Raw genomic sequence first — 1636 nt, 5'->3', positions numbered from 1 at the left:
GGCGGCCGCCGCCCTGTGGTGCTTGGCGGCGGTCCAGGCCGTGCCGATGTGGGAGGCCGCCCGGTGCGCGGTGGACGCGACGGCCCGTTGGCCGGTCTCCCAACGGGAGGCCGCCGCCCGACCCGCCCGCCTGCCGGCCTCGCCGGCCGAACGCGCGCCGGCCTCGGCGACCCTGAGCGAGGCCGGCCGGTCGTCCTTCGACTCGTCCTTCGCGTGGGCCTCCTGAGCCTTCGCGTGCGCTTCGCTCTTCTTCCGTGCTTCGCTCCGTGTGGTCATAACGTTCGGGTAACCGCGCAAGGTCGGCCGAAACGTGCCTCCTTGACAGGGCCGGAACTCACCGCAGGGTGGAACCTCCGTCGCCCGGGGCCGGGTTGCCCTGGTGGGTGAAGGCCGCCCAGAGGTGGACCTCGGGCAGGTCGGGGCGGCCGGCCTCGTGGCGTAGGGCGTCGGTCAGCGGGAGCGGGACCCGGTTCTCGGGGCGCAGCATCCAGCGTTGCGCGGCCCGCAGGGCGTCCGCCGGGGCCAGGCCACGGTCGGCGAGGAAGTGGTGGAACGCGGTCATCAGCACCGCGCTCGCCCCGTCGTTGACGGCCCAGCGGGAGCCCACGACATCGACGGCACCCCGGGCCAGCAGGGCCGTGGCGAGGGTCAACGCCTCGTCGTGGTCGCGGGTGCTGAGGTCCGTCTCGCAGGCGCTGAGCACCACCAGCGGCCCGGCCGCGCCCGGCGCGGCCGCGTGCTCCAGCAGCCGGGCCACGGTCAACGCCCGGCCGTCGGCCAGGCGCAGCGCGGAACGGGTGGGCAGCGGGCCGGCGGTCGCGTGACAGGCGAGGTGCACCACGGCGGGACCGGGGCCGGGGCCCGCGTTGCCGTCGGGACCGGTGCCGGGGAGGACGGCGAGCAGGTCGTCGGGGGTGCCGGGCGCGTCGGGCGGGGTGTCGGCGTCCGAGGGGAACTCCCCGTAGCGCGCCGCGCCAGGGTAGAACGCCGCGCGCAGCGCCTCCGCCTCGAACTCCGCCCACAGCAGCGTGAGTTCGGGGTCGCTGACCAGCACCTGGCCGCCGGCGACGGGCGGTTGTCTGCGGCGCGCGGCGGCTCGGAGGAGTTCGGCGCCGGAGGCGGCATAGCTGATCACGGCCCGCTCGCAGGCGTAACGCCGTTGCCCGGCACCGTCGTTGGCCCCGTAGGCGCGCACCAGGGCCGCGTGCCAGGCGACGACGCCCAGCGGCCCGCAGGGCACCAGCACGATCCGGGGGTCGGCGCCGTCGGCCCGGCCAGGAACGGCGCGCAACAGCGGGTCCATCACCACCCGGCCGGCCCAGTCGCAGAGCGCGTCCAGCGAACTCACCCAGCGCGCCTCGCCGTTGGCGTCCTCCGGTTCCCGGGAGCGGTGCGCGGCCGCGTCCAGATAGGCGCTCAGCGTCGGGTCGGCCAGGGTCAGCCCCGGCAGCCGCAGCACGGTGGGCGTTCCGCCGGTGGGGCGGAGCAGCACGGCGTAGCCGCTGCCGTTCGCCCCGACGGCGGGCAGCAGATAGGCCAGCGCGTCCACGCCGGCCGCCGCCAGACCGGCCGCCAGCTCCGGCACGCCCGGCGTGCGCGCCGGCGCGCGGCCGTTCGACGCGCGCAGCGCGGCCAG

1 protein-coding gene and 1 pseudogene are annotated in these 1636 nt (G+C 77.2%); both read right to left on the bottom strand.

Going from position 1 to position 1636, the window contains the following annotated elements; translation table 11 throughout:
- A pseudogene (locus EBN88_RS30320) lies at positions 1-276 on the bottom strand (hypothetical protein); the annotation flags it as partial.
- A gap of 58 nt (positions 277-334) precedes the next feature.
- The coding region (locus EBN88_RS29785) for a CHAT domain-containing protein (RefSeq protein WP_147472920.1) at positions 335-1636 on the bottom strand (1302 nt) is incomplete at its 5' end.

Source organism: Streptomyces triticirhizae (assembly GCF_003696235.1).
In the GTDB taxonomy this organism is placed as follows: Bacteria; Actinomycetota; Actinomycetes; order Streptomycetales; family Streptomycetaceae; genus Streptomyces; species Streptomyces triticirhizae.
The sequence above is the reverse complement of the archived record's forward strand: the minus strand, read 5'-3'. Positions and strand labels throughout refer to the sequence as shown.